The sequence below is a fragment of the Bradyrhizobium campsiandrae genome (assembly GCF_014529705.1).
GTDB classification, from domain to species: Bacteria; Pseudomonadota; Alphaproteobacteria; order Rhizobiales; family Xanthobacteraceae; genus Bradyrhizobium; species Bradyrhizobium campsiandrae.
In genome coordinates this window covers 29,536-50,104 of record NZ_JAANIH010000064.1, presented here as the reverse complement: position 1 = coordinate 50,104, position 20,569 = coordinate 29,536, and the positions used below count along the sequence as shown (strand labels likewise).

The window sequence follows — 20,569 nt, the reverse complement described above, 5'->3', positions numbered from 1 at the left end:
GGATCGGTGGGCACGCAACCTTCGAATGTCACGCCGCCGCTCTCGTCCAAAACACAAACGCTGGTTTCTTCCATGGAGATGTCCAAACCGACGTACTGTTTCATAGCATTGCTCTCCCTTGCCATCATCCGCTGAGGCGGGATCCTACTGGATCTCGAGTCTTCGAGAAGCCGTCAGCCGCGATTACGCCATGTGAAGAACTCTGGCTTCAGGCTGGAACGGTCTGAACCGCGGCAGTGAGAGCCGAGAGGATTTGGCACAGCAAGAGGCTTAGCCAGCGGATGAGGCGACGGAAGTTGTAGCCGGCAGCGGCGAGGACGGCGTTGGCGGCGTCGCCTTGGCGGAACCAGAGATAGTTGCGGCCCATGCGGTGCTCGGCCTTGAGATGACCGATGACGGGTTCGACGGCGGCCCTGCGGCGCAGTTCGCGCTTGATCTTGGGCGTCACCCCTCGCTTCTGGCCGGAGATGAAGACCCTGAACTTGTGATCGGGCGGCGCGTTGTGGCCGCGGTATCCCTTGTCGGCGAGGATGCGTGCGATGACGTTGCCGACCAGCGTCTCCATGTCCGGGATCACGGTGGCCAGCGTGTGACCATCATAGGGGTTGCCGGGCAGCGCCTTCACGTGGGTGACGAACTGGCCGGCCTTGGCGCGGCTGATCGTGGTGGCAACGGAGACTTTGACGCCGAACTCGTAAGGCCGGTGGGCCTTGCCTTTGCCGATGCATTCGACCTCCGGCGCGTGCAGGGAATAGACCTTCGGCCCGCGGTGACGCTGCTGCTGCTCGCGGACGCGCCGTGCCAACGGCAGCAGCTTTGCAAATGCCGCTTCGAGCCCGCTGTTGCCCTCGATCTTGCGGCTGATGTCGCGGATCACGCGGCCGAGATAGGTCCGCAGCGTCTTGAGCTTCCGGTTGGCGCGTTTGAACTGCTTGGCGTGGGCATAACGCTGATGCTGGATCAAGGCGAGCTTGCCCACCCGCGCATAGGACTGGCGTAAGGCCATCCCGTGATGCTTCGCCAGCCGTACCAGCTTCTCGCGCGCCCGGTTCAGAAGTTTTGCATCGGTGGGGAACGTCACGTTCTTGGGCTGAACCGTGGTGTCGACGATCACCCGGGACAGCTCCGACGGCTTGATCGCCTTGGTCCTGGTGGCAACCGACAGGCTCTCCTGGATCAGCGCAGCCAGCCGTTCCTCGCCCATGCGGTGGCGCCAGCGCGTCAGCGACGAGCGATCGAACACCAGCCGGTGCTGGAAGAACTCCTCGCCGCAGAAGTGTTGGTAATAGGGGTTCTCGATCCAACGCTCGCACAGCACCTCGTCGGACAGGTCGTAGGTGTGCTTGAGGATCGCCAGCCCCGCCATCAAGCGCGTCGGCAGCGGCGGCCGCCCGGGATCATCGGTGTAGACCTCGCCGAACCGCTGCTCCAGGAAGCTCCAATCCACCGTCCGCCCCAGCGCCACCAGCGGATGCTTCATGTCGATGATCTGATCGAGCCGAGACCGGAAAAGATCCTGCTCCCCCGTCTCGCTCCGCTCCCGCGGTCGCATCTCGTCCCCTCGCCAAAGCAGTCAAAGGCGAGTGAATCACAAATCAAGTTTGCAAGGAATCCCGATCCAAAAGCCCGCTTTCCGGCAAAACCAGTTACGGCAAAATGCCGGTTCTGGATTCCAAATCAACAGCTTGGGATTTCTTCACGGACGACCCATTAAAGTCAAGCTGCTCCTGCTTCTCCTCACTCACGCCGTCGGTTGGTATCTTATCTCGGTTCCGTGAGCTACTCGCTTCTCTTCGCGGTCGGCGCATTGGCCGCCGCATGATGGGGTCAGAAGAGCAAGGCGTCCCAATTTGTCTTACGACCTACCGTTCCGGACTCTCAACGATATCACCTTGCCCATCGTCCCCACGGGGACGATACTTTCGGCTGGCGCGGATTTCTTGATGTATCTCGGTTTGTCTCCTTAGGCCGCGACGACGGTGATCGTCTTGACGTCTGGGGTCGCCGCCGGTTCGTGACCGAAGCGGAATTCCGCATCGTCGATCCACATACGGTGCAAAATTGTTGCGAGTTTGCGAGCGACCGCGACACGCGGGCGCGCCATTCCACGATGTTTGGCGATCTTCATGCCCATGCCCGCAAGGCACCATTTCTGCTGCGAATGAGGAGCGAATGCACCGCTTCGTAGAGCGCCGTTCGCGCCAGTTCGTCGCCACATCAGCTGATCCGCCCTTGAATATCCGTCTCGTGGGACTGGTAGCGTCGTGGGGTGAGCCCCAGATGAGCGCCGACGTCCCTCGATTTCCTGAACAGCTCGGGCTGGTCGATCGGCGCCCGGAACGCGAGCGCCGTCAGTGGACCTGATCCCACGCCATATTGCTCACTCATCCCGCAGCGGGGGGCCGCCATGGCCAACATCCTGATCTTTACCATGGCGTCGGGAATCCCTCACATGAGTCAGCCACCCCGCAGGTTGGTATCGGCCAAGAGCGACGCAGTTGCTCGCCCGATTTCCGACCCGCCGCCAGTGACGATCGCTACTTTGTTCGCGATATTCGCTACTTTGTTCGCGATATGTTGTTTTGCCTCGCGAATTCGTCCGGTTGGAACCACGGGCGACAGCATGAGCTTGCCGACGCCCACATCGAGAAGAAATCACTGTGCGGCGATTTCTTCGGCATGCTTCTTGACAAGCACGAAGTTGGGAAAGCCCTTGTCCAACTCCTCGTACAACGCGGCACGATAGGCCGGCTGTCCGCCGATAAATGGCTGGATCTCAGGCCGTTTGCCCGGAACATTTGCTGCCATGTACCACGACTTCGCTTTCACGAAAAGGCTCTTTTCGGCCACGTCGTAGCAACGCTTGCCCCACGCCTCGGCCGCATCGCGTCTAGCTTCGAATCGGCGGACGCCCATTTTGTCCATATTCTCAATGAACTTCACAACCCAGTCGCCTTCGAGTTCACCGCCGGTCGGCCCATTGATAAAGGCCGAAGGGGACTGAAGCGCATAGGTGTAGAGCAGGTTTGGATAGCCGGGAACTGCCTTGCCTAGATAGGTCAGAGATTGCTCCTTCCACAGATCGCCGATCGTGCGGCCATCCGCATCCTTGATGTCGACCGCCGAGATAGCGCCGGTGCAGGTGTCGAAGCCGATTGCATAGACGATTATATCGACCTCGTGCTCCTTGCCTCCGGCTACGATGCCTTTCTCGGTGATCCTCTCAATCGGTGTGGCCTTAAGGTCGACGAGATCGACATTATCCTGATTATAAAGGTCGAAATACCACTGCTGTAGACAGGGACGTTTCGTTCCAAAGGGGTGGGGCGGCTCGGTCGGGGCAAGAACCTCGACCAAATGTTTCTTCTTGATTAGCTTGCGCGTCTCATCGCGCCAGAAGTTGTAGTGCGCGCGATTGCATTCATCATCGAAGAATAAATCCACCGGCGCCGCCAGCCAGAAGGTGAAGCCTTTCTGCTCCCAGTTAAAGCGCATGACTTGCTGGCGCTCATCCTCGCTCATCTCCTTCCACGGCTTGTAGATCAGGTCATAGGCAAAGCCGGCAAAAGTTTGTTTGGTCCTCTCCATCACTGGCTGGAAGAGCTGCCTAATCTTGTCGTATTCCTCGCGGGTATATTTCTCCTGTCCCATCGGTAGAGCGAGGTTGGGAGTCCGCTGGAAGACGATGAGATGGTCCGCCTCGCGCGATGTTTCCTGGATGATCTGTACGCCCGACGCACCCGTGCCGATGACGGCAACCCGCTTGCCTTTCATCGCGACGCCGTCGCGCGGCCAACGTGCGGAATGATAGGACTGACCCTTGAAGGTTTCCGCGCCGGGAAAGGACGGCGTGATCGGTTTCGTCGTCGATCCCAGCCCGAGCAAAAGATATCGGGCGGTCCGGTTCTGGCCGTCGCTCGTCCTTACCTGCCAAACGCCGGCTGCCTCGTCGAACGTCGCCCCGCCGACGCTTGTCGCGAAGGTCATGTAGGGCCGGATGCCCCATTTGTCCGCGACATAGTTGAAGTAGGATTTCAGCTCCCGCCAGCCGGGGAACTTCTCCGTGAAATAATAATCCTTCCAAAGCGCCGGGTCGGTGTACTGGTAGACCCATATCTCGGAGTCAACGCGGGCGCCCGGATAGTGGTTCTTATCCCACGTCCCGCCCGGCCCGTCGCCGTCGTCGAATAGATGCACCCTGTAGTTGCGCTTCACCAGCTCATGCAGGATATGAAGGCCAGAAAATCCAGCGCCGACGACTATCACATCCAGATCGGTGTCTTTGTTGACTTTAGCGTCCATGTTTGTTTCCTCCTTATATGATGAATATGTCGTGCGCCCTTTCTCCCCTGACAGAGCGCCAGGCGCAGGTATTTGGATCCCAATAGAGCACCGTCGCGGAGCACAGACTTGCATTCATCCGGCTCGCGCGATTGGTACATTTCTCCCTGTGGGGATCAGCTTAGACCAAGCTTCGGGCGAACCCACTCGGCCATGCGCTTAACCGCATCGTCGGCTTCAGGCGCAGTTCCCGCGAGAAACTGGAAGACATGCTGCATGTCGGGGAAAACATCGATCCTAACGTCCACGCCCGCTTTCTTCGCTCGCTCCGCTATCCGCCGGCTGTCGTCGAGAAGAGTCTCGGCGTCTCCGACCGTGATGTATATCGGCGGGAATTTCGAATATTCGGTGTAAAGTGGATTTGCCAAAGGATCCTTTGGATTGCCCTTCTCACCGATGAAAAGACTACCCAAGGCCGTGGTGGTGTCTCGCGAAACCAGCGCGTCCCTGTCCTTGTTCGTGTCGTACGTTTGGCCCGAGGTGTCCATTCCAGCCCAAGGGGACATCGGCATGGTTGCCACCGGAAGCGGCAACCCCTTATCCCGCGCGGCGGCGATTGTCGTGAGCGCAAGCGCGCCGCCGGCGGAGTCGCCCGTCAACGCGACATGTTGCGGCTTCAACCCCTCCCGCTCCAGTAACCAGCGATAGGCGGTGACCATGTCGTTGACAGAACCGGGATGCGGATTCTCGGGGGCGCGCCGGTAATCGACAATCAGCGCCCGGCAGCCGACCGCCTTGGCGATATGTCCAAAGAGCTTGCGGTGAGTGTACATCGAGCCGACGACGTAGCCGCCGCCATGCGAGCAGAGCAGGACGCGATCACGCACGGCACCGTGGGGGATCGCCCACATCGCCGGAATGCCGTCGACCTCGATCTCCAGATAGTCGACGCCCCTCGGATCGGCGGTCACGTCGCCCCAATGGCTGAACAGACGTCGGATCTCGTCGAGGCCCATGTCCGGCTTGGCCGTCATCGCGGCGACCCATGACCGGTAGAGATCGGCGAGCTCTGCGGATTCCTTGCTTGGCATATCGGTGCTTCCTTCCCTTGGTGAGCGGAGGTATTCGGTCCCCTCCACGTATGGACACGCGGCAGTTCCCTTCACGGAACGAGGCTTGCGCGCAGCACGGCGCGCCTGTCCGCCTGAGCGAAAGCCTCGTTGATCTGGTCCAGCGGAAATTTGGCGCTGAGCAGCTGGTCGAGCGGCAGCCTGTCGCGGTTGCGCTCGAGGAAACGAAGCGCCTTGCCGAGCGTGTACGGCTCGTAGAGCGCGACGCCGAGCATCGACTTGTTGGTCATGACGAGGCGCGACGGATCGAACGGGTGGCTCTGGCCGGCGTTGATGTTGCCGATGCCCACATAGCGGCCGAACTGCGCGAGCATGCGTATGCCCTCCGGCACAACGTCGGCGCGCCCGACGAGCTCCATGACAACGTCGGCGCCGCGGCCATCGGTAAGCGCCTTGATCTGGTTGATGCGTGACTTTTCGTCCGTATCCTCGGCGATGTTGATGGTGACGTCCGCCCCGAACCGCTTCGCCATCGCGAGCCTGTCGCTGATTGCGTCGAGCACGACGACGAGCCGCGCCCCGAAGGCTTTCGCGACCGCCGTCGCATAGAGGCCGAGGCCGCCGGCGCCCTGGATCACCACGGTCTCGTCGAAGGAAAGGTTCGCCCGCTCGAACCCGGCGATGACCTGCGACAGGGCGCAATTCGCGCCGGCGACGATTTCGAGGGGAAGCTTGGGCGGCACCTTGTATATGGTCGAGCCCGGCTTCACGTAAAAATACTCGCCGTAGCCCCCGACGAAATGCGGCCATTCGGTAGCGTCGCCGGTCATCGCCATGTCGATGTGGTCGCAGGCAGCGCGGCGTCCGCGCAGGCAGGAAGGGCAGTGGCCGCAGCCGGTGAAATAGGCGAAGACGACGTGGTCGCCCTCGTGAAGCGGCTCGCCGTTGCTGTCGCGATCCACGTCCCGGCCGAGCGCGGCGATCGTGCCCGTCATCTCGTGGCCGAGCACCGTGGGCAGCTTGCCGCCGAGGCCAGCAAGCCGGAAGTCGCCGCGCCATGCATGCAGGTCCGAGCCGCAGATGTTGGCAATCCGCACACGCACGAGGACCGCGCCGGGCCGGGGCTCCGGCACCGGCATTTCGGCCATATCGAAGGGCTTTCGCGCCCCCCGGAACAAGGCGACGCGGCCGGTCGCGGTCATTTAGAAAGTCCTCCTGGCGGGGATGCGAGCAACATGCGGATGAGGCTGGCGGTCACGGGGCGAGCGTCGCGGCGCGCTCGCGAAGGGAGCGCTTGTCGACCTTCCCGACGCCGCTTTTCGGCAGCGCCGGGACGAAGACGAATCGATCCGGTATCCACCACTTCACAAAGCGGCGGGCGAGCCACGCGCTGAGGTGAGCCGGGTCGAGTTCGTCGCTGTCCTGCACGGGCACGACGAATGCCACCGGACGCTCCTGCCAGCGCGCGTCTGGCATCGCCACGACCGCCGCCTCCCGAACGCCGGGACAGGCAGCGAGTTCGTTCTCGAGATCCACCGAGGAGATCCATTCGCCGCCGGACTTTACGAGATCCTTCGCGCGGTCGATGAGGTGGATCGAGCCGTCGGAACCTTGCGTCGCAATGTCGCCGCTTCGCCACCATCCATCAACGAATCCGGCGCGGCTGCGCGTGTCGCGGTAGTATTCGGTGGCGATCCAGGGGCCGCGCACATGCACCTCGCCGGGGTGGCCGTCGTCGCGGGGCACGGGTTTGCCGCAATCGTCCAGCACCTTGAGTTCTACTCCGGGCACGGGAATGCCCTGCCGGACCCGGACCTTGATCCGCTCTTCCGGTCCGGCCTCGAACACGCTGCGCCGCACATGAGTGATCGTCGCGAGCGGGGCGGCTTCTGTCGCGCCCCAGGCGGTGAGGATGGGGACGCCGTACTCGTTGTGAAAGCGCTTCATGAGCGCCTCGGGCGTGGCCGAGCCTCCGAGCATGAGGCCGCGCAGGCTGCTGATGTCGCGCGGCTTCTTCTTCAGCTGCGCATAGAGTTCGACGCCGATCGTCACTGCGGCGGCGCAGAACGTGCCGCGCTCGGCCTCGATGAGATCGAGAATGTCCGCGGCAGTCGGATGCGGGCCTGGCAGCACGATCGTCGCGCCGACGGCGACCGCAGCGTAGGGCAGTCCCCACGAGTTGGCGTGGAACATGGGCACGACCGGCAGCACGGTGTCATGCTCGCTGATGGCGAGGACATCGCGAAGGCAAAGCGCGAGCGTGTGCAGGTAGAGGCCGCGTTGGGTGTAGACGACGCCCTTGGGATCCCCCGTCGTGGCCGAGGTGAAGCACATGCCGCAGGGGCTGTTCTCGTCGAGCTCGGGAAATGCGAAGTCCGGATCGCCTGTCGCGAGAAAGCTCTCATAGTCACAATCGCCGAGAGGCGCCGGCCGATCGTCCATGACGATGATGTGGCGGAGACTGCGCACCGAAGGAGCGACTCGTTCCATGGTCGGCAGGAGATCCGGATCCACGAAGAGGACCACGTCTTCGGCGTGGTTCATGATATAGGCGATGTGCTCGTCGGTGAGGCGGATGTTCACCGTGTGCAGGATGGCGCCAAGGCACGGAACGGCGAAGTAGAGCTCCATGTGCCGGTATGTGTTCCAGCCCAGTGTCGCGACCTTGTCGCCCGGCTTGACGCCGAGCCCAGCCAAGGCGCTGGCGAGCTGCCGGGTGCGCCGGCAGTAATCGGCATAATGGTAGCGAAAGAGCTTGCCGTCGGCTTGCCTCGATACGATCGCGTTCTGCGGGAGGTAAGACTCCGTGCGCTCCAGGAAGGTCTTCAGGTTGAGCTGCATGGCGGTCGCCCTGGATGTCAGGCCTGCGTTCTGGCGGAGAGGTCAGTTTGCGACATAGCCCCCGTCCACGAGTAGCTCGGCGCCATCAACGAACGACGGATTCGTCGGACGCGAGGAAAAGAACCGCCTGCGAGACCTCCTTAGGCTGGCAGGGCGCCGGCCCAGCAGGGTCGGGCCGAGGATCGCGCTTCGTGTCGCCTCGTCGCTATGCAGCAGATCCTTGGTCATCGGCGTGTCGATGACGCCCGGATGGATCGAGTTCACGCGGATGTTGAAAGGCGCGAGGTCCACTGCACAGGATTTCGTCAACAGGCGGACGGCGCCCTTCGAGGCGATGTAGGCGCCAGCCGACGGGGCGCCGATCATCCCGTAGATCGACGAGATATTGATCAACGAGCCTCCGCCCGACTTTTTCATCAGCGGAACCGCGGCACGCGTGCCGAAATACACGCCCCGCACGTTGACGTCGAATACCCGGTCCCATTCCTCCGTCGTGGTTTCATGCACGGGCTTCAGAATCAGGATTCCCGCGTTGTTGACCAGAACGTCGAGCCGGATGAATTCAGCCTTGCCATTCGCCGCGACGATTCCGTTCGCGACGGCCATGCCCTTTTCAGCCTCCCGGTCACAGCCGAAGACATGCGCCCCTTCGGCCGCGAGCAATTCGGAATGGGCCTGTCCCATTCCCATCGCCCCGCCGGTGACCAGAGCAACCTTGTCTTTGACCCGATCCATTGAAAATCCTCCCTGAAAGACACCGCGCGCTCAAATTCTCCCGTCATGCTGGCGGCTCGATCGTTATGAAAGTCCTCTCTCCCGACAGGCGCGCGATCCCAAGCCAACGCCGCTTCTAGTCGGCGACAGCGAGTTTGTTCTTGTCGAAGATCATACCCTTAAAGCCAGACTCCTTCACCGCACTGATCGCCTGCCGGTAATTGCCAAGCCCGCCCAGATAGAACATGACGGCGTTCTTCTTTCCGGGAATGTTGGCGCCGAAGATCCAAGACTGCGCGTTCGGAAACAGCGTCATGCCTGCGATGGCGCGGCAAGTCGTCAACCACTCCGCCTCGGCGTCTTCCGACGGCTCGATGGTGTCGATGCCGTGGCGTTCCATATGGGCGATGATATCGCCGATCCACTCGACTTGAGCCTCAATGCTCGGCGGCAGGTTCGTGAACGGGCCGTTAGGGCCGAGAATCATGAAGAAGTTCGGGAAATCGGTCTCCATCATGCCGAGATAGCCGAGGGGCCCATCCCGCCATTTTTGCTGCAGGGTAATGCCGCCCCGGCCGCGCATGTCGATCTTCGCGTAGTTGCCGTCCACCGCGTCGAACCCAGTGGCGAAGATGACGACGTCGAGCGGGTATTCCGCGCCGCTTTCGATCCGGATGCCGGCCGGGGTGAATTCGGTGATCGGATCGGCCTTTACATCCACGAGCGAGACGTTGTCACGGTTGTAGATATCATAGTAGCCGTCACAGCAAAGCGGGCGCTTGGCGTATAGATCGGATGGCATCAGCTTGCGTGCCGTCTCGGGATCCTTCACGATTTGTGCGATTTTCCGCTTAATGAAGTCAGCGGCAGCATCATTGGCCTCCTTGCTGGTTGCAATGTCTGAGAAGGTCTCGAACATGAAGCGGAATCCGCCGCCGCGCTCCCACGCCTGCTCAAAGACGCGTTCGCGCTCCTCTGCCGAGACCGACATCGCGGGCACGCTGCTTTCCACAAAGCCGAAAGCGACTGCGGATCGCCTGACCTGGTCCCAGATCGCGTCGTAGCTCGACTTGTATTGCCTGATCTGGTCCTCGCCTTCGGACCAATTCGCAAGGGGGACGACGTATTGTGCCGAGCGCTGGAACACGGTGAGATGCCCGACCTCCGGCGCGAGCGCGGCGATCGCCTGGACGCCGCTCGATCCCGTGCCTATGATTCCGACGCGCTTGCCCTTCAGATCGACACCATCGATCGGCCAAGCACCAGTGTGATATTGCCCGCCCTTGAAGCTGTCGAGGCCCTTGAAGTCTGGTTTGTTGGTCGCCGAAAGCAACCCGAGCCCGGTGACAAGGTATTTGGTGGTGACCGTCCGTCCCTTGTTGGTCGTCACCCGCCACAATCCCGATGCGTCGTCGAAACGAGCGGCTGTGACCTTGGTGTTGAATTGATAGCTGTGGCGCAGGTCATAGCGGTCGGCGACCTGGCCCAGATATGCGAGAATCTCCGGCTGGGTAAGATAGCGTCTCTTCCAGGCACCCTGCAGGAGCAGTTCCTTGTCGAATGAGTAACGATAGACGAAGCTTTCCGTATCCGAAAGCGCTCCGGGATAGCGGTTCCAGTGCCAGGTTCCGCCGACATCGCCGCCATTCTCATAAGCCTCCACGGTCAGGCTCAGCTCGTTGCGCAGCTTGTGCACGGCGTAGAGCCCGCTGAACCCGGCCCCTACGACGACCGCGTCATAGATCACCGGCTCGGTTTTTTTTGCGGCAACAACCAACTGTTCGTTCATCGAACCCGTTTCCTTCCCCTTCAGCTTGGCGCCACCGGCGCGGAGCATGACACGCAGGCGGCGCCAAGCTGCGGCGTCCTGAATGCCACCGCGGGCCTTGGGCAGTCTTGAACGCTCCATATGGAGTTTAGTACATTCTTGTTGCGTCGTTCGGTCGACTTGGCCGGGCCGAGCGGGCAGCCCCGCTTCAGCCTCGGCTCGCCATGCAGGGTGCGAAGGGGGCAGCCATCACTACCGCATGGCCATGTGGCGGCGGTAATAGGGGTGATGCACAAGTTGGAGATCCCGCGCCTGCTTGGGCGCCGGGGTTCGCGTGTGCACGATCTCGCCGTGGCGCTGATCGCGAGCCGGGTGATCGCCCGGGCTCGAAACTCTCGACCCTGCGCGCGCTAACCCCGGAGACCGCGACCTCGAGCCTTGGACAGGTGCTCGGGCTCGGCGCCAGTGCGAGATCTACGCAGCGCTCGACTGATTGGGCGCACAGCAGGGGCGGATCGAGCCGGTCCCGCGTTCGCTGCCATGGCCGCTGTCGCGCACTCCGCCGAAAGGGGACTCGGGAAGCGCAAGGCCAAAATGTTTGATGCTCACCATGCCGGCCTGAAGAGCTGCCGCTGCCATGTCGGCCCGTTCGTACGCCCACGATGGAGGCCGCCTTGTTCTGAGAGGCGGATTGAGCACTCATAAGCACGTGTTTAAGAGCGAGCTTAAGAGCGATTGATGGGTCAGATTTCGGTGCTGACAGGGCCGGAACGCCGGCGGCGTTGGAGCGAGGATGAACGGTGCCGGATCGTTGCGGAGGCCTTTGCGCCGGGATCGTGTGTGGCGCAGGTTGCGCGGGATCACGATATTTCGACGGGGCTGATTTACACTTGGCGGCGCCGGCTTCGCCAGGACCTTGCTGACCAGGGCTTTGTGGAAGCGGCGATGGAAGCGGAGCCGATCAAGGAAGCGGCACCGTCCGGTGAAGTGATCGTGGTGGAATTGACGGGGAGCGGACGGATCAGGATTTGCGGGTCGGCGCCGCCCTTGCTGGTGTCGGCGGTGTTGAAGGCGCTGCGATGATTCCGATCCCATCTGGCGTGCGGGTATGGCTGGCGACGGGCCATACCGATATGCGGCGCGGCTTTCCGAGCCTGGCTTTGCAGGTGCAGGAGGTCTTGAAGCATGACCCACTGGGAGGTCATTTGTTTTGCTTCAGGGGCGCCGTTCAGATCTGATAAAAATCATCTGGCACGATTGAACGAAGCCGCTGGCGCGGCATTTGAGGAGAGGTGGTAACGGCCGCCTCCTGTCTGAGAGGATCGAGGGTTTTCAGAGCCCAACCCTTCAGACAGGAGGTTTTCCGATGGCCCAGCTGAGCCCTCTCCGCCGACGCATGATCGAGGACATGACGGTCCGCAATTTGTCGCCGGCGACGCAACGATCATATCTCAACGCAGTATCGAAGTTCAGCCGATATTTTGGCCGATCGCCCGACCATTTGGGCTTGGAGGACGTCCACGCGTTCCAGGTTCATCTGGTGGCGACGGGGATCTCATGGCCTGCCCTGAACCAGATCGTCTGTGCGTTGCGATTCTTCTACGGGGTGACGCTCGGCCACAGCACGATCCCGGAGCGCATCGCCTACGCGCGGGAGCCACGCAAGCTGCCGGTCGTGCTAAGTGCCGACGAGGTGGTGAGCTTTCTGGAGGCGATCCCGAGCCTAAAGAGCCGCATAGCGTTGACGACCGTCTATGCCACCGGATTACGCGTGTCGGAGGTGGTTTTCCTCAAGATCGCGGATATCGACAGCCAGCGGATGGTGATCCGGGTCGAACAAGGCAAAGGCGGCAGGGACCGTTACGTTATGCTCTCGCCGCAGCTTCTGAAGATTCTAAGGGCCTATTGGCGGCTAACCCGACCGACACGCTGGCTATTTCCCGGCCGCGACAGTGAGCGGCCGCTTGATGCGACCGTGCTGCACGCGGCATGCCGCTCGGCCCACATCGCAGCCGGTCTGAACAAGCGCGTGACGGTGCACACACTACGGCACAGTTTTGCGACCCACCTTCTGGAGAACGGCGCCGACATTCGTGTCATCCAGGTGCTGCTCGGCCATGCCAGCCTGCAAAGCACGGCACGCTACGCCCAGGTTGCCACCAAAACGATCAGCCAGACCCCGAGTCCGCTTGACCGGCTGCGATTGGAGATCGTTCCACCCGGCTGATCGGGTATCATGGGTCCGGCTTTGGAGGTGGCGGACATATTCCGCCGCCACGGCGAAGCTTTTCGACAGGCGCATGCCGGTCACCTCGGCCGCGTCGAGCGACGCGTGATGGGCGCCATCACGGCGTGTCGGACGGCGGTGCTCGGTGGCCACGTCGAGCAATGCGACGACTGCGGTGCGACGCGCATCGCCTACAACTCCTGTCGCAATCGGCACTGTCCGAAGTGCCAGGGCGCGGCACGCGCGCAATGGCTTGCCGAGCGGCAAGCCGAACTCCTTCCCGTGCCGTATTTCCACGTGGTCTTCACCTTGCCGGCGCCGGCCAGAGAGATTGCTTTCCAGAACAAGGCGATGGTCTATGCCATCCTGTTTCGCTGCGCGGCGGAGACGCTCACCACCATCGCGGCCGACCCCAAGCATCTCGGTGCCCAGCTCGGCGTGACCGCCGTCCTCCATACCTGGGGCCAGACCCTGCAACACCATCCGCATGTCCACTGTGTCGTGCCTGGGGGTGGACCTTCGCCCGACGGCACACGCTGGGTCGCTTGCCGGCCCGGCTTCTTCCTGCCGGTCCGCGTCCTCTCTCGGCTGTTCCGCCGCCTGTTTCTGCAAGAGCTGCAAGCTGCCTTCGCGGCTGGCCAGTTGGGCTTTTTGGTAATCTCGCCCATCTCGCTGATTCCGCCGCGTTCACCCAGCGGCTCGATCAGCTCCGACGGACCGACTGGGTCGTCTACGCCAAGCCGCCATTCGGCGGGCCTGAACAGGTGCTGGCTTATCTCGGCCGCTATACGCATCGCGTCGCCATCGCCAACAGCCGGCTGATCTCACTCGCCGATGGTAAGGTGAGCTTTTCCTGGAAGGACTATCGGCAGAATCGCAAAGCCAAGGTAATGACGCTCGATGCCGGAGAGTTCATTCGTCGCTTTCTCCTGCACACCCTGCCGGACGGCTTTCACCGCATCCGCCACTATGGCTTCCTCGCCAATGGCGGACGCAACGATAAAATCGCCCTTTGCCGTCAACTCCTTGCTGTCCGCAACGCTCCGGCTGATCAAGAAGCCGGCGGCGATCCCCTCATCAAATGCGAGATCCCCGTCTGCCCACATTGCGGCGGCACCATGCGGCGCGTCGAAGTCGTCCCGCGAGCCGGCGCGCACGACCATCCGTTTCGTTGTGATACGTCATGACCTACGCCTGCACCATCCACCCCTTCCGTGATCACTCTCTCGGTGGCAACGTCCGATGTCGCCGTGGCCGCGTTCGTCACCAAACATCCCGCCAATCGTTCGGCCACGCATCCCAGCGTAGCAAATCCCTCGCTGGATCGGCCCCATTGCTCGATCAATGGGGCCGCTCACATCAGCTGAATGTCTCGCCGACGCGCTACGACCACAGGCGCGCCTTCTCCGCAGCCGCACTGGCTGCACTATCCCCATAGCGCCCACAACTCCGCGGCTTCATTCAATCCGGCTTCTATGAGGTCGCACGCTACGACAGAGCGCGCGGCTGGCCTTTGCCCCGCGACCTCACAGAACCCTCAAGATTCGGGAAGGCTGGCTGCAACGATTCGATGGCATCGAAATCGCTGACATTCACCTGGGAATAGTGCAGACCGGTGAGGTCGCAACCTTGCTCCGCGGCATAGTCGGACGCCGATTGCCGGGTTCCCCAGACGTGGACATCGGCGCCGCGCAAACGAAATCCCTGCGCAATCGCATTGCCAATACCGCTCGATCCACCGACCACCAGCACCGATTTGCGCGCGAAATCAATATCGTCCAAGGTTCCAACCTCCGCGGTAGGGTCATCTAAAACGGCGATTATTGTCGGACAATAATGTGGGTTATCGTCGCAAGTTGTCAAATCGATCGCACAATCCACCAGAAGATTCTGTGTATTGTTGATATTTTTTCGCACCGCGGTACTGTGTAGCATACCAATTTGTCGGACTAAAAATGGCGCTAGTCGACGATCTGAATGCTTCATCGCGCGAGCGAAACGAACCGGCATACCGATTGGTGGTACGCACCATTGAGGCCAGGGTCATGTCCGGCCAATGGGCAGTCGGCTACCGCGTGCCTTCTGAGACGGCATTGGCCGAGGCGTTCGATGTTCACCGTTCGACCATTCGAGAAGCGATACGGGTATTGGAGCAGAATGGCCTGGTTCGTCGTCACGACGGCGGCAAGCTTCTTTACGTCACCGCGCCGCGCGAGGCCGATATCTCGCAGAGGGTCACGGCGGCGATCGTCCTGCATGAGATCAGCTTCTTCGAGTTGTGGGAAAGCATGCGCTGTCTCGAGCCCGTGCTGGCCGAATGCGCCGCGACACGAATCGACAACGATATGCTCGAGGCGCTCCGGACCAATGTCGAGAACACCAAGGCGGCGCTTGAAGACAAGCAGAGCCTGGTCGACCTTGATATCGAATTTCATCAGATCATTGCCCGGGCCTCGCGAAATCGCGCGCTCCAGCTCAGCCGCCAGCCCATGAGTCAGCTGTTCTACCCGGCCTTCCTTCGGGTTTTCTCCCGCCTGAATGCCGGCGAGCGTCTGGTGTTTGCGCATGAGAAGATACTCAATGCTCCGAGGCCAGGCGGTTGAAAGCGCTCGAGGAGGAGAACGCGAAGCTGAAGAAGCTGTTGGCCGAGCAGATGCTCGATGCGGCCGCGCTACGCGAGCTTCTTTCAAAAAAATGGTAGGGCCCGCCGCCAAACGCGCCGCGGTGGCGCATCTGGAGGCCGCGATGGGCCTGTCGGAGCGGCGGGCCTGTTCGATCGTCGGTGCGGATCGGAAGATGATCCGCTACCGCTCTCGCCGGCCACCGGACATCGAGCTGCGCGCCCGGCTGCGCGAGCTGGCCAATGAACGCCGCCGGTTCGGCTATCGCCGGCTGTTCGTCCTGCTGCGGCGGGAGGGCGAGCCATCCGGGATCAACCGGATCCACCGGCTTTATCGCGAGGAAGGGCTCACTGTCCGCAAGCGGCGGGCTCGCCGCAAGGCGACAGGCACCCGGGCGCCGATCCTGGTCGAGGCGAAGCCGAACGCACGTTGGTCCCTCGACTTCGTCTACGATCAGTTCGCCAACGGACGGCGCTTCCGCGTTCTCAATATCGTCGATGACGTCACCAAGGAATGCCTGGGCGCGGTCCCGGACACGTCGATCTCCGGACGGCGGGTGGCTCGGGAACTGACGGCGATCGTTGAACGGCGCGGCAAGCCTGGCTCGATCGTCTCCGACAACGGCACCGAGTTCACCTGCAACGCCATGCTGGCCTGGTGCAAGGACACCGGCATCGACTGGCACTTCATCGCGCCGGGCAAGCCGATCCAGAATGCCTTCGTCGAGAGCTTCAACGGGCGTATGCGTGATGAACTACTCAACGAGACCCTGTTCTTCGACCTCGACGACGCCAGGGAAAAGATCGCGGCGTGGGTTGCCGACTACAACGGCGACCGCCCGCACTCATCGCTGAAATACCTCACCCCGGCGGCCTATGCTGCCACATTCACCGCAACGGGCGATCGGCTGCGCAACCCCGACCAGCTCCGCCGATCGCCCGTTGCTCCACCTGCGCCAATCGGCGTACAAACCCCCGAGACTCTAATTGCCTCTGGATGAAAACTCAGGGGCAGGTCAGCTGACTGAGCGTGACGGGAAGGAGGCGCGCTCCTGGATGGACAAGCATATCGTCGATTTCAGGCGCGGTTACGAACTCGCCAATTTCGATATTGAGTCACCGGTTGTCTGGCCGATGCCGATTGGGCCGACCGCCTGAAATGTGCGGAAGACCGCAGGTGACGCCCTGAAGGGCCTCACACCCTACGAATACATCTGCAAATGCTGGACTTCCCAGCCCGAACGATTCAAACTCAGCCCGCTCCAGCAAATGCCGGGACTAAACACCTTAGACTTCAAGCCATTGTTTGCACAGCGTCGCGTTGGCCAGCAGCTCGGTTGGAGTTCCTTCGAAGACGATTGATCCGTGACCCATCACGTAAACCCGCTGTGAAACCTTCATGGCAATGGACAGTTTCTGCTCCACAAGAAGCACTGAGATTCCTTTGTTTCTCAGCTCAATCAAATACTCGCCGACAAGATCAACAATACGGGGGGCGAGTCCTTCCGTGGGTTCATCGATTAAGATCATGTCTGGATTTCCCATGAGCGTTCTGCAGAGCGTGAGCATCTGCTGCTCGCCACCTGAAAGCACCCCCGCCGAGGTATGTCGGCGTTCCTTCAGATGCGGGAAAAAGTTATACATGTCATCCAAGGACCACTGCGCTTTCGATGGGACACCTCTACGTTTCTTTTCGCCCAGGATAAGATTCTGTTCCACGGTAAGGGCCGGAAATACGTCGCGGCCTTCGGGCACATAGCCGATCCCTCTGCGGGCAATTTCAAAGGCTCTCAGTCCGGTGATCGTCTCCCGCCGGAATTCGATCGAGCCGGTTGCAGCGACCAGGCCCATGGCGGCCTTCAAGGCGGTGGACCGGCCGGTGCCGTTCCGGCCCAGGAGGCTGACGATCTCGCCTTCGTTTACGACCATGTCCACGCCAAACAGGACATGGCTCTTGCCGTAGAACGCATGGACATCCTTGAACGCGAGAAGCTCACTCATTCAGTACGATCCACGGCCGAATATTCGCCAAGATAAGCTTCTCGAACCCGCGGGTTGTTGCGAATGTCGTTCGGCGAGCCCGATGCAATTATCTCGCCAAAGACCAGGACGGCGATCTTTTCGGCCAGGGCGAAAACGACGCTCATATCGTGCTCGACGACCAAAAGCGTCTTGCCCTGGGTAATCCTGCGGATCATCTCGATGGCCGCATCGGTTTCAGAGCGGCTCATCCCCGCCGTTGGTTCGTCGAGCAGGATGACGGCGGCGTCGCCAGCGATGGCAATGCCGATTTCCAGGGCCCGCTGTTCGGCATAAGTCAGCAATCCAGCAGGCGTGTTTTGCCGGTCTCGCAAACCGATCAGGTCGAGCACTTCATCGGCTCGTTCTTTGACGTCCGGCAAGCTGCTCAGTTTCTGCCAGAACGAGTACCGGTACCCGAGGGACCAAAGCACCGAGCAGCGGAGGTTTTCGTAAACCGATAATCGGTGGAATATATTCGTGATTTGGAAGCCACGGGATAATCCGCGTCGATAGATTTCGAATGGCTTCAGTCCCATGATACTGGAGCCGTTCAACAGGATTTCACCCGAGCTTGCCGGGAAACGACCCGTAATGAGATTGAAGAGCGTTGATTTTCCTGCGCCGTTAGGTCCAATTATTGCACAGCGCTCCCCCTTTTCGACCTGCAAATTGGCACCACGAATGATTTCGGCGCTTCCGAAGCGCTTGCGAACATCTCTGAGGTCAAGTGCACATTCGCTCACGTTCCAGTCCTTCGAATCGTAACCCCCGCAATCTCTGTCTGCGGTTTGTCGGCCCCGTCCCAAAATGCGACCCAAGCCCAACGCAGCGAGATTCCGCTCACGAAAACCAAGAGTCCGACCACGACGTAGCTCATGCGTAACGATGTATCGACAGAGATGCCAAACAATTTGAGCTCGGAGTCAGACCCCAAACTACGCTGGAACAGCATTTCGATAGCCAATATCGCGCCGAAGACGACCAGCAACCCGCTCACGCAGATTGCGAGCAGCAACGGCCACCTGAGAATGCTCCTCCTGAGCACCTTTGGCCGCACGGCTTCGACCAGAAGACCAGAGAGGCCCCCTGGGGCATACAGGACCATAAGGACAAAAAAGATGCCAAGATAAAGTTGCCAGGCGGGCGTATAGTTCGAAAGAAGTTCGGTGAAGAAAACGCCTAAGGCGGCTCCGATCAGCGGACCGAAGAAATAGTCAACGCCGCCGATGAAAGTGAAGAGCAGGATAGCACCGGAGCGCCCCGTGCTGACATTTTCCGCTGATACAATCTCAAAGTTGATAGCCCCCAGCGCTCCCGCGACACCCGCGAAAAAGGATGACAGAATGAACGTCAGGTATCTTACGTGCTGGGGATCGTATCCGATGAACTCGGCCCGCTCGGGATTGTCCCGTACTGCATTGATCATTCGCCCGAGCGGAGTCAGTGAGAACGCATAGATGGCCAGCGTGCAGATGAAGAGCCAAACCGCGATCAAATAATAGACCTGGATTTGCGGTCCGAAGCTGATCCCGTAAAGCGGACGGCCTACCACCCGGTTGAACGAGACGCCGCCTTCGCCCCCGAAGAATTCTGGCATCATAAGTGCGCATGCAGATACAAGTTCGCTGATACCAAGTGTAATCATCGCAAATGTAGTTCCGGATTTCTTGGTCGTCACATAACCGAACAGGACTCCGAAGAGCATGCCTGCCAAGCCGCCCAATATGGGTACGAGAGATATCGGAATTGAGATCGTCCCAGCTCCCGCCAGCCTGATGGCGTGCGCGGCAAAGTAGGCGCCGAGCCCGGAATAGACAGCGTGCCCGAACGAGAGCATGCCGCCCTGGCCGAGGAGCATGTTGAAGGAGAGCCCGAGCAGCATCATGGTGCCGATTTGGGAAAGGATCGATAACGATGCTCCTCCGCTGAAGATAAGAGGGGCAACGATCAGACCAAGCGCGAACACGGCCCACGGCAATGCACGCGGGAGTATCGTTCGTAAGCGCGCAGGGATTGCGTCGGGGCGCTGGGCCGGTTCCGGTTTCATCCTTCCCTCGTACCCATCAAACCCTTGGGACGGAGAATGAGAACCAGGACCAGCAGCATGTATGGCAGCATCGGTGCCATCTGTGCAACGGTAATGCGGAGAACGCTGCCGCGCAGCGCGGTCTCTTGGATTCCGAGCGCCGTTAGCAGGGTGAGAACAGAATAGTCCAGCGATACCGCAAAGGTCTGCACCATTCCGATCAAGAGGGATGCAATCAGAGCGCCGGCGAGCGAGCCCAGCCCGCCAACGACCACCACAACGAAGATGATGCTGCCGACAGTGGCGGCCATGCCGGGCTCGGTGACAAAGGCATCGCCGCCAATCACACCCGCGAGCGCGGCGAGACCACAGCCTCCTGCAAACACCAGCGTAAACACGCGGGGAACGTTGTGGCCCAGTGCCTCGACCATGGAAGGGTGTGTTAAGGCGGCCTGAACGACGAGGCCGACACGTGTCCTGGTCAGCGCGAGATAGATCGACAGCATCATGAGTGACGCAACGAGCATCATGAAACCGCGATAGATCGGAAAGGAGGTGCCATAGAGAGTAAACAACGGGCCATCCAGTTCTGCGGGAATCGAATATTGCACAGTAGCCCGTCCCCAAGTGACCTGAACCAGTTCCACCACGATGTAGGAAAGCCCGAAGGTGAACAGTAGCTCGGCGGCGTGACCGTACTTGTGAACATGGCGCAGGCCATAGCGTTCGACCGCCGCTCCGAGGCCCGCGACGATCGCGGGAGCCGCGAGGAAAGCAACCCAAAAGCTCAGGTTCACGCTGATCGAATACGCGAAATAGGCGCCCAGCATGTAGAAGCTTGCATGCGCGAAATTCAGGACGCCCATCATGCTGAAAATGAGAGTCAATCCGGAAGAGAGCATGAACAGCAATAGTCCGTAACTCAGTCCATTGAGCAATGTGAAAAGGATAAATTCCATAGCTGCTTCTCTTCCGGACGCGGATCATTCAAGGAGCCAGG

At 60.9% G+C, this 20,569-nt stretch carries 17 protein-coding genes and 4 pseudogenes; 6 read left to right on the top strand and 15 right to left on the bottom strand.

Annotation, left to right across the window (positions count from 1 at the left end; genetic code table 11):
* Positions 1-208: 208 nt before the first annotated feature.
* From G8O24_RS33820 to G8O24_RS33775, 10 genes and pseudogenes are all read right to left on the bottom strand, one after another.
* Entirely contained in the window at positions 209-1,552 is a 1,344-nt protein-coding gene (locus tag G8O24_RS33820; RefSeq protein ID WP_188106859.1) for an IS5 family transposase, read from the bottom strand.
* A 411-nt stretch (positions 1,553-1,963) separates the two neighbouring features.
* Positions 1,964-2,367, bottom strand: a pseudogene (locus G8O24_RS33815) (transposase); the annotation flags it as partial.
* A gap of 90 nt (positions 2,368-2,457) precedes the next feature.
* Positions 2,458-2,625 (bottom strand): hypothetical protein, encoded by a 168-nt coding sequence (locus G8O24_RS33810; protein ID WP_188106858.1) that lies wholly within the window; start codon positions 2,623-2,625, stop codon positions 2,458-2,460.
* A 30-nt stretch (positions 2,626-2,655) separates the two neighbouring features.
* A complete protein-coding gene (locus G8O24_RS33805) occupies positions 2,656-4,302 on the bottom strand; it encodes a flavin-containing monooxygenase (protein ID WP_188106857.1) in 1,647 nt (548 codons plus the stop codon).
* 155 nt (positions 4,303-4,457) lie between these two features.
* Entirely contained in the window at positions 4,458-5,372 is a 915-nt protein-coding gene (locus tag G8O24_RS33800; RefSeq protein ID WP_188106856.1) for an alpha/beta hydrolase, read from the bottom strand.
* Positions 5,373-5,443: 71 nt separating this feature from the next.
* On the bottom strand, positions 5,444-6,553 hold the full coding sequence (locus G8O24_RS33795; protein ID WP_188106855.1) for a zinc-binding dehydrogenase: 1,110 nt from the start codon (positions 6,551-6,553) through the stop codon (positions 5,444-5,446).
* Positions 6,554-6,605: 52 nt separating this feature from the next.
* Positions 6,606-8,192, bottom strand: a complete 1,587-nt coding sequence (locus G8O24_RS33790; protein WP_188106854.1) for a long-chain fatty acid--CoA ligase — start codon at positions 8,190-8,192, stop codon at positions 6,606-6,608.
* A 42-nt stretch (positions 8,193-8,234) separates the two neighbouring features.
* The gene (locus G8O24_RS33785) at positions 8,235-8,927 is read right to left on the bottom strand and encodes an SDR family NAD(P)-dependent oxidoreductase (RefSeq protein ID WP_244646152.1); all 693 of its coding nucleotides are present in this window, start codon (positions 8,925-8,927) and stop codon (positions 8,235-8,237) included.
* A gap of 115 nt (positions 8,928-9,042) precedes the next feature.
* On the bottom strand, positions 9,043-10,695 hold the full coding sequence (locus G8O24_RS33780) for a flavin-containing monooxygenase (RefSeq protein ID WP_188106853.1): 1,653 nt from the start codon (positions 10,693-10,695) through the stop codon (positions 9,043-9,045).
* 453 nt (positions 10,696-11,148) lie between these two features.
* Positions 11,149-11,322 (bottom strand): annotated as a pseudogene (locus G8O24_RS33775) (aldehyde dehydrogenase family protein); the annotation flags it as partial.
* Between the two features lie 90 nt (positions 11,323-11,412).
* Here G8O24_RS33775 and tnpA point away from each other — a divergent pair.
* The 4 genes and pseudogenes from tnpA to G8O24_RS33755 all read left to right on the top strand — a co-directional run bounded on the left by tnpA (position 11,413) and on the right by G8O24_RS33755 (position 14,088).
* Positions 11,413-11,757: an IS66-like element accessory protein TnpA gene (gene tnpA, locus G8O24_RS33770; RefSeq protein ID WP_188106852.1), complete on the top strand. Its 345-nt coding sequence runs from the start codon at positions 11,413-11,415 to the stop codon at positions 11,755-11,757.
* Positions 11,754-11,912, top strand: coding sequence for an IS66 family insertion sequence element accessory protein TnpB (gene tnpB, locus G8O24_RS33765; protein WP_202988795.1), 159 nt, complete (start codon positions 11,754-11,756; stop codon positions 11,910-11,912). Before tnpA ends, tnpB begins: the two co-directional genes overlap by 4 nt.
* 128 nt (positions 11,913-12,040) lie before the next feature.
* Entirely contained in the window at positions 12,041-12,901 is an 861-nt protein-coding gene (locus G8O24_RS33760) for a site-specific integrase (RefSeq protein WP_188106851.1), read from the top strand.
* Between the two features lie 6 nt (positions 12,902-12,907).
* A pseudogene (locus G8O24_RS33755) lies at positions 12,908-14,088 on the top strand (IS91 family transposase).
* A 301-nt stretch (positions 14,089-14,389) separates the two neighbouring features.
* Here the strand turns inward: G8O24_RS33755 and G8O24_RS33750 are convergent.
* Positions 14,390-14,683 (bottom strand): SDR family NAD(P)-dependent oxidoreductase, encoded by a 294-nt coding sequence (locus G8O24_RS33750; protein ID WP_202988794.1) that lies wholly within the window; start codon positions 14,681-14,683, stop codon positions 14,390-14,392.
* Between the two features lie 173 nt (positions 14,684-14,856).
* Between G8O24_RS33750 and G8O24_RS33745 the strand changes: the two genes are divergently transcribed.
* Together G8O24_RS33745 and G8O24_RS33740 are read left to right on the top strand one after the other, a co-directional pair.
* Positions 14,857-15,504, top strand: coding sequence for a FadR/GntR family transcriptional regulator (locus G8O24_RS33745; protein ID WP_188106849.1), 648 nt, complete (start codon positions 14,857-14,859; stop codon positions 15,502-15,504).
* Positions 15,480-16,522, top strand: a pseudogene (locus G8O24_RS33740) (IS3 family transposase); the annotation flags it as partial. The gene G8O24_RS33745 and the pseudogene G8O24_RS33740, both read left to right, overlap by 25 nt.
* A gap of 286 nt (positions 16,523-16,808) precedes the next feature.
* On the opposite strand, the gene G8O24_RS33730 reads toward G8O24_RS33740, so the two are convergent.
* Genes G8O24_RS33730 through G8O24_RS33715 form a run of 4 tightly spaced genes read right to left on the bottom strand, consistent with a single transcriptional unit; the run spans position 16,809 to position 20,528 of the window.
* Complete coding sequence (locus tag G8O24_RS33730; RefSeq protein WP_188106848.1) at positions 16,809-17,522, bottom strand: ABC transporter ATP-binding protein; 714 nt, start codon at positions 17,520-17,522, stop codon at positions 16,809-16,811.
* A complete protein-coding gene (locus G8O24_RS33725) occupies positions 17,519-18,286 on the bottom strand; it encodes an ABC transporter ATP-binding protein (RefSeq protein WP_188106847.1) in 768 nt (255 codons plus the stop codon). The genes G8O24_RS33730 and G8O24_RS33725 overlap by 4 nt, the downstream gene beginning before the upstream one ends.
* Positions 18,283-19,590, bottom strand: coding sequence for a branched-chain amino acid ABC transporter permease (locus G8O24_RS33720; RefSeq protein ID WP_188106846.1), 1,308 nt, complete (start codon positions 19,588-19,590; stop codon positions 18,283-18,285). The genes G8O24_RS33725 and G8O24_RS33720 overlap by 4 nt, the downstream gene beginning before the upstream one ends.
* Entirely contained in the window at positions 19,587-20,528 is a 942-nt protein-coding gene (locus G8O24_RS33715) for a branched-chain amino acid ABC transporter permease (protein ID WP_188106845.1), read from the bottom strand. The genes G8O24_RS33720 and G8O24_RS33715 overlap by 4 nt, the downstream gene beginning before the upstream one ends.
* Positions 20,529-20,569: the final 41 nt, after the last annotated feature.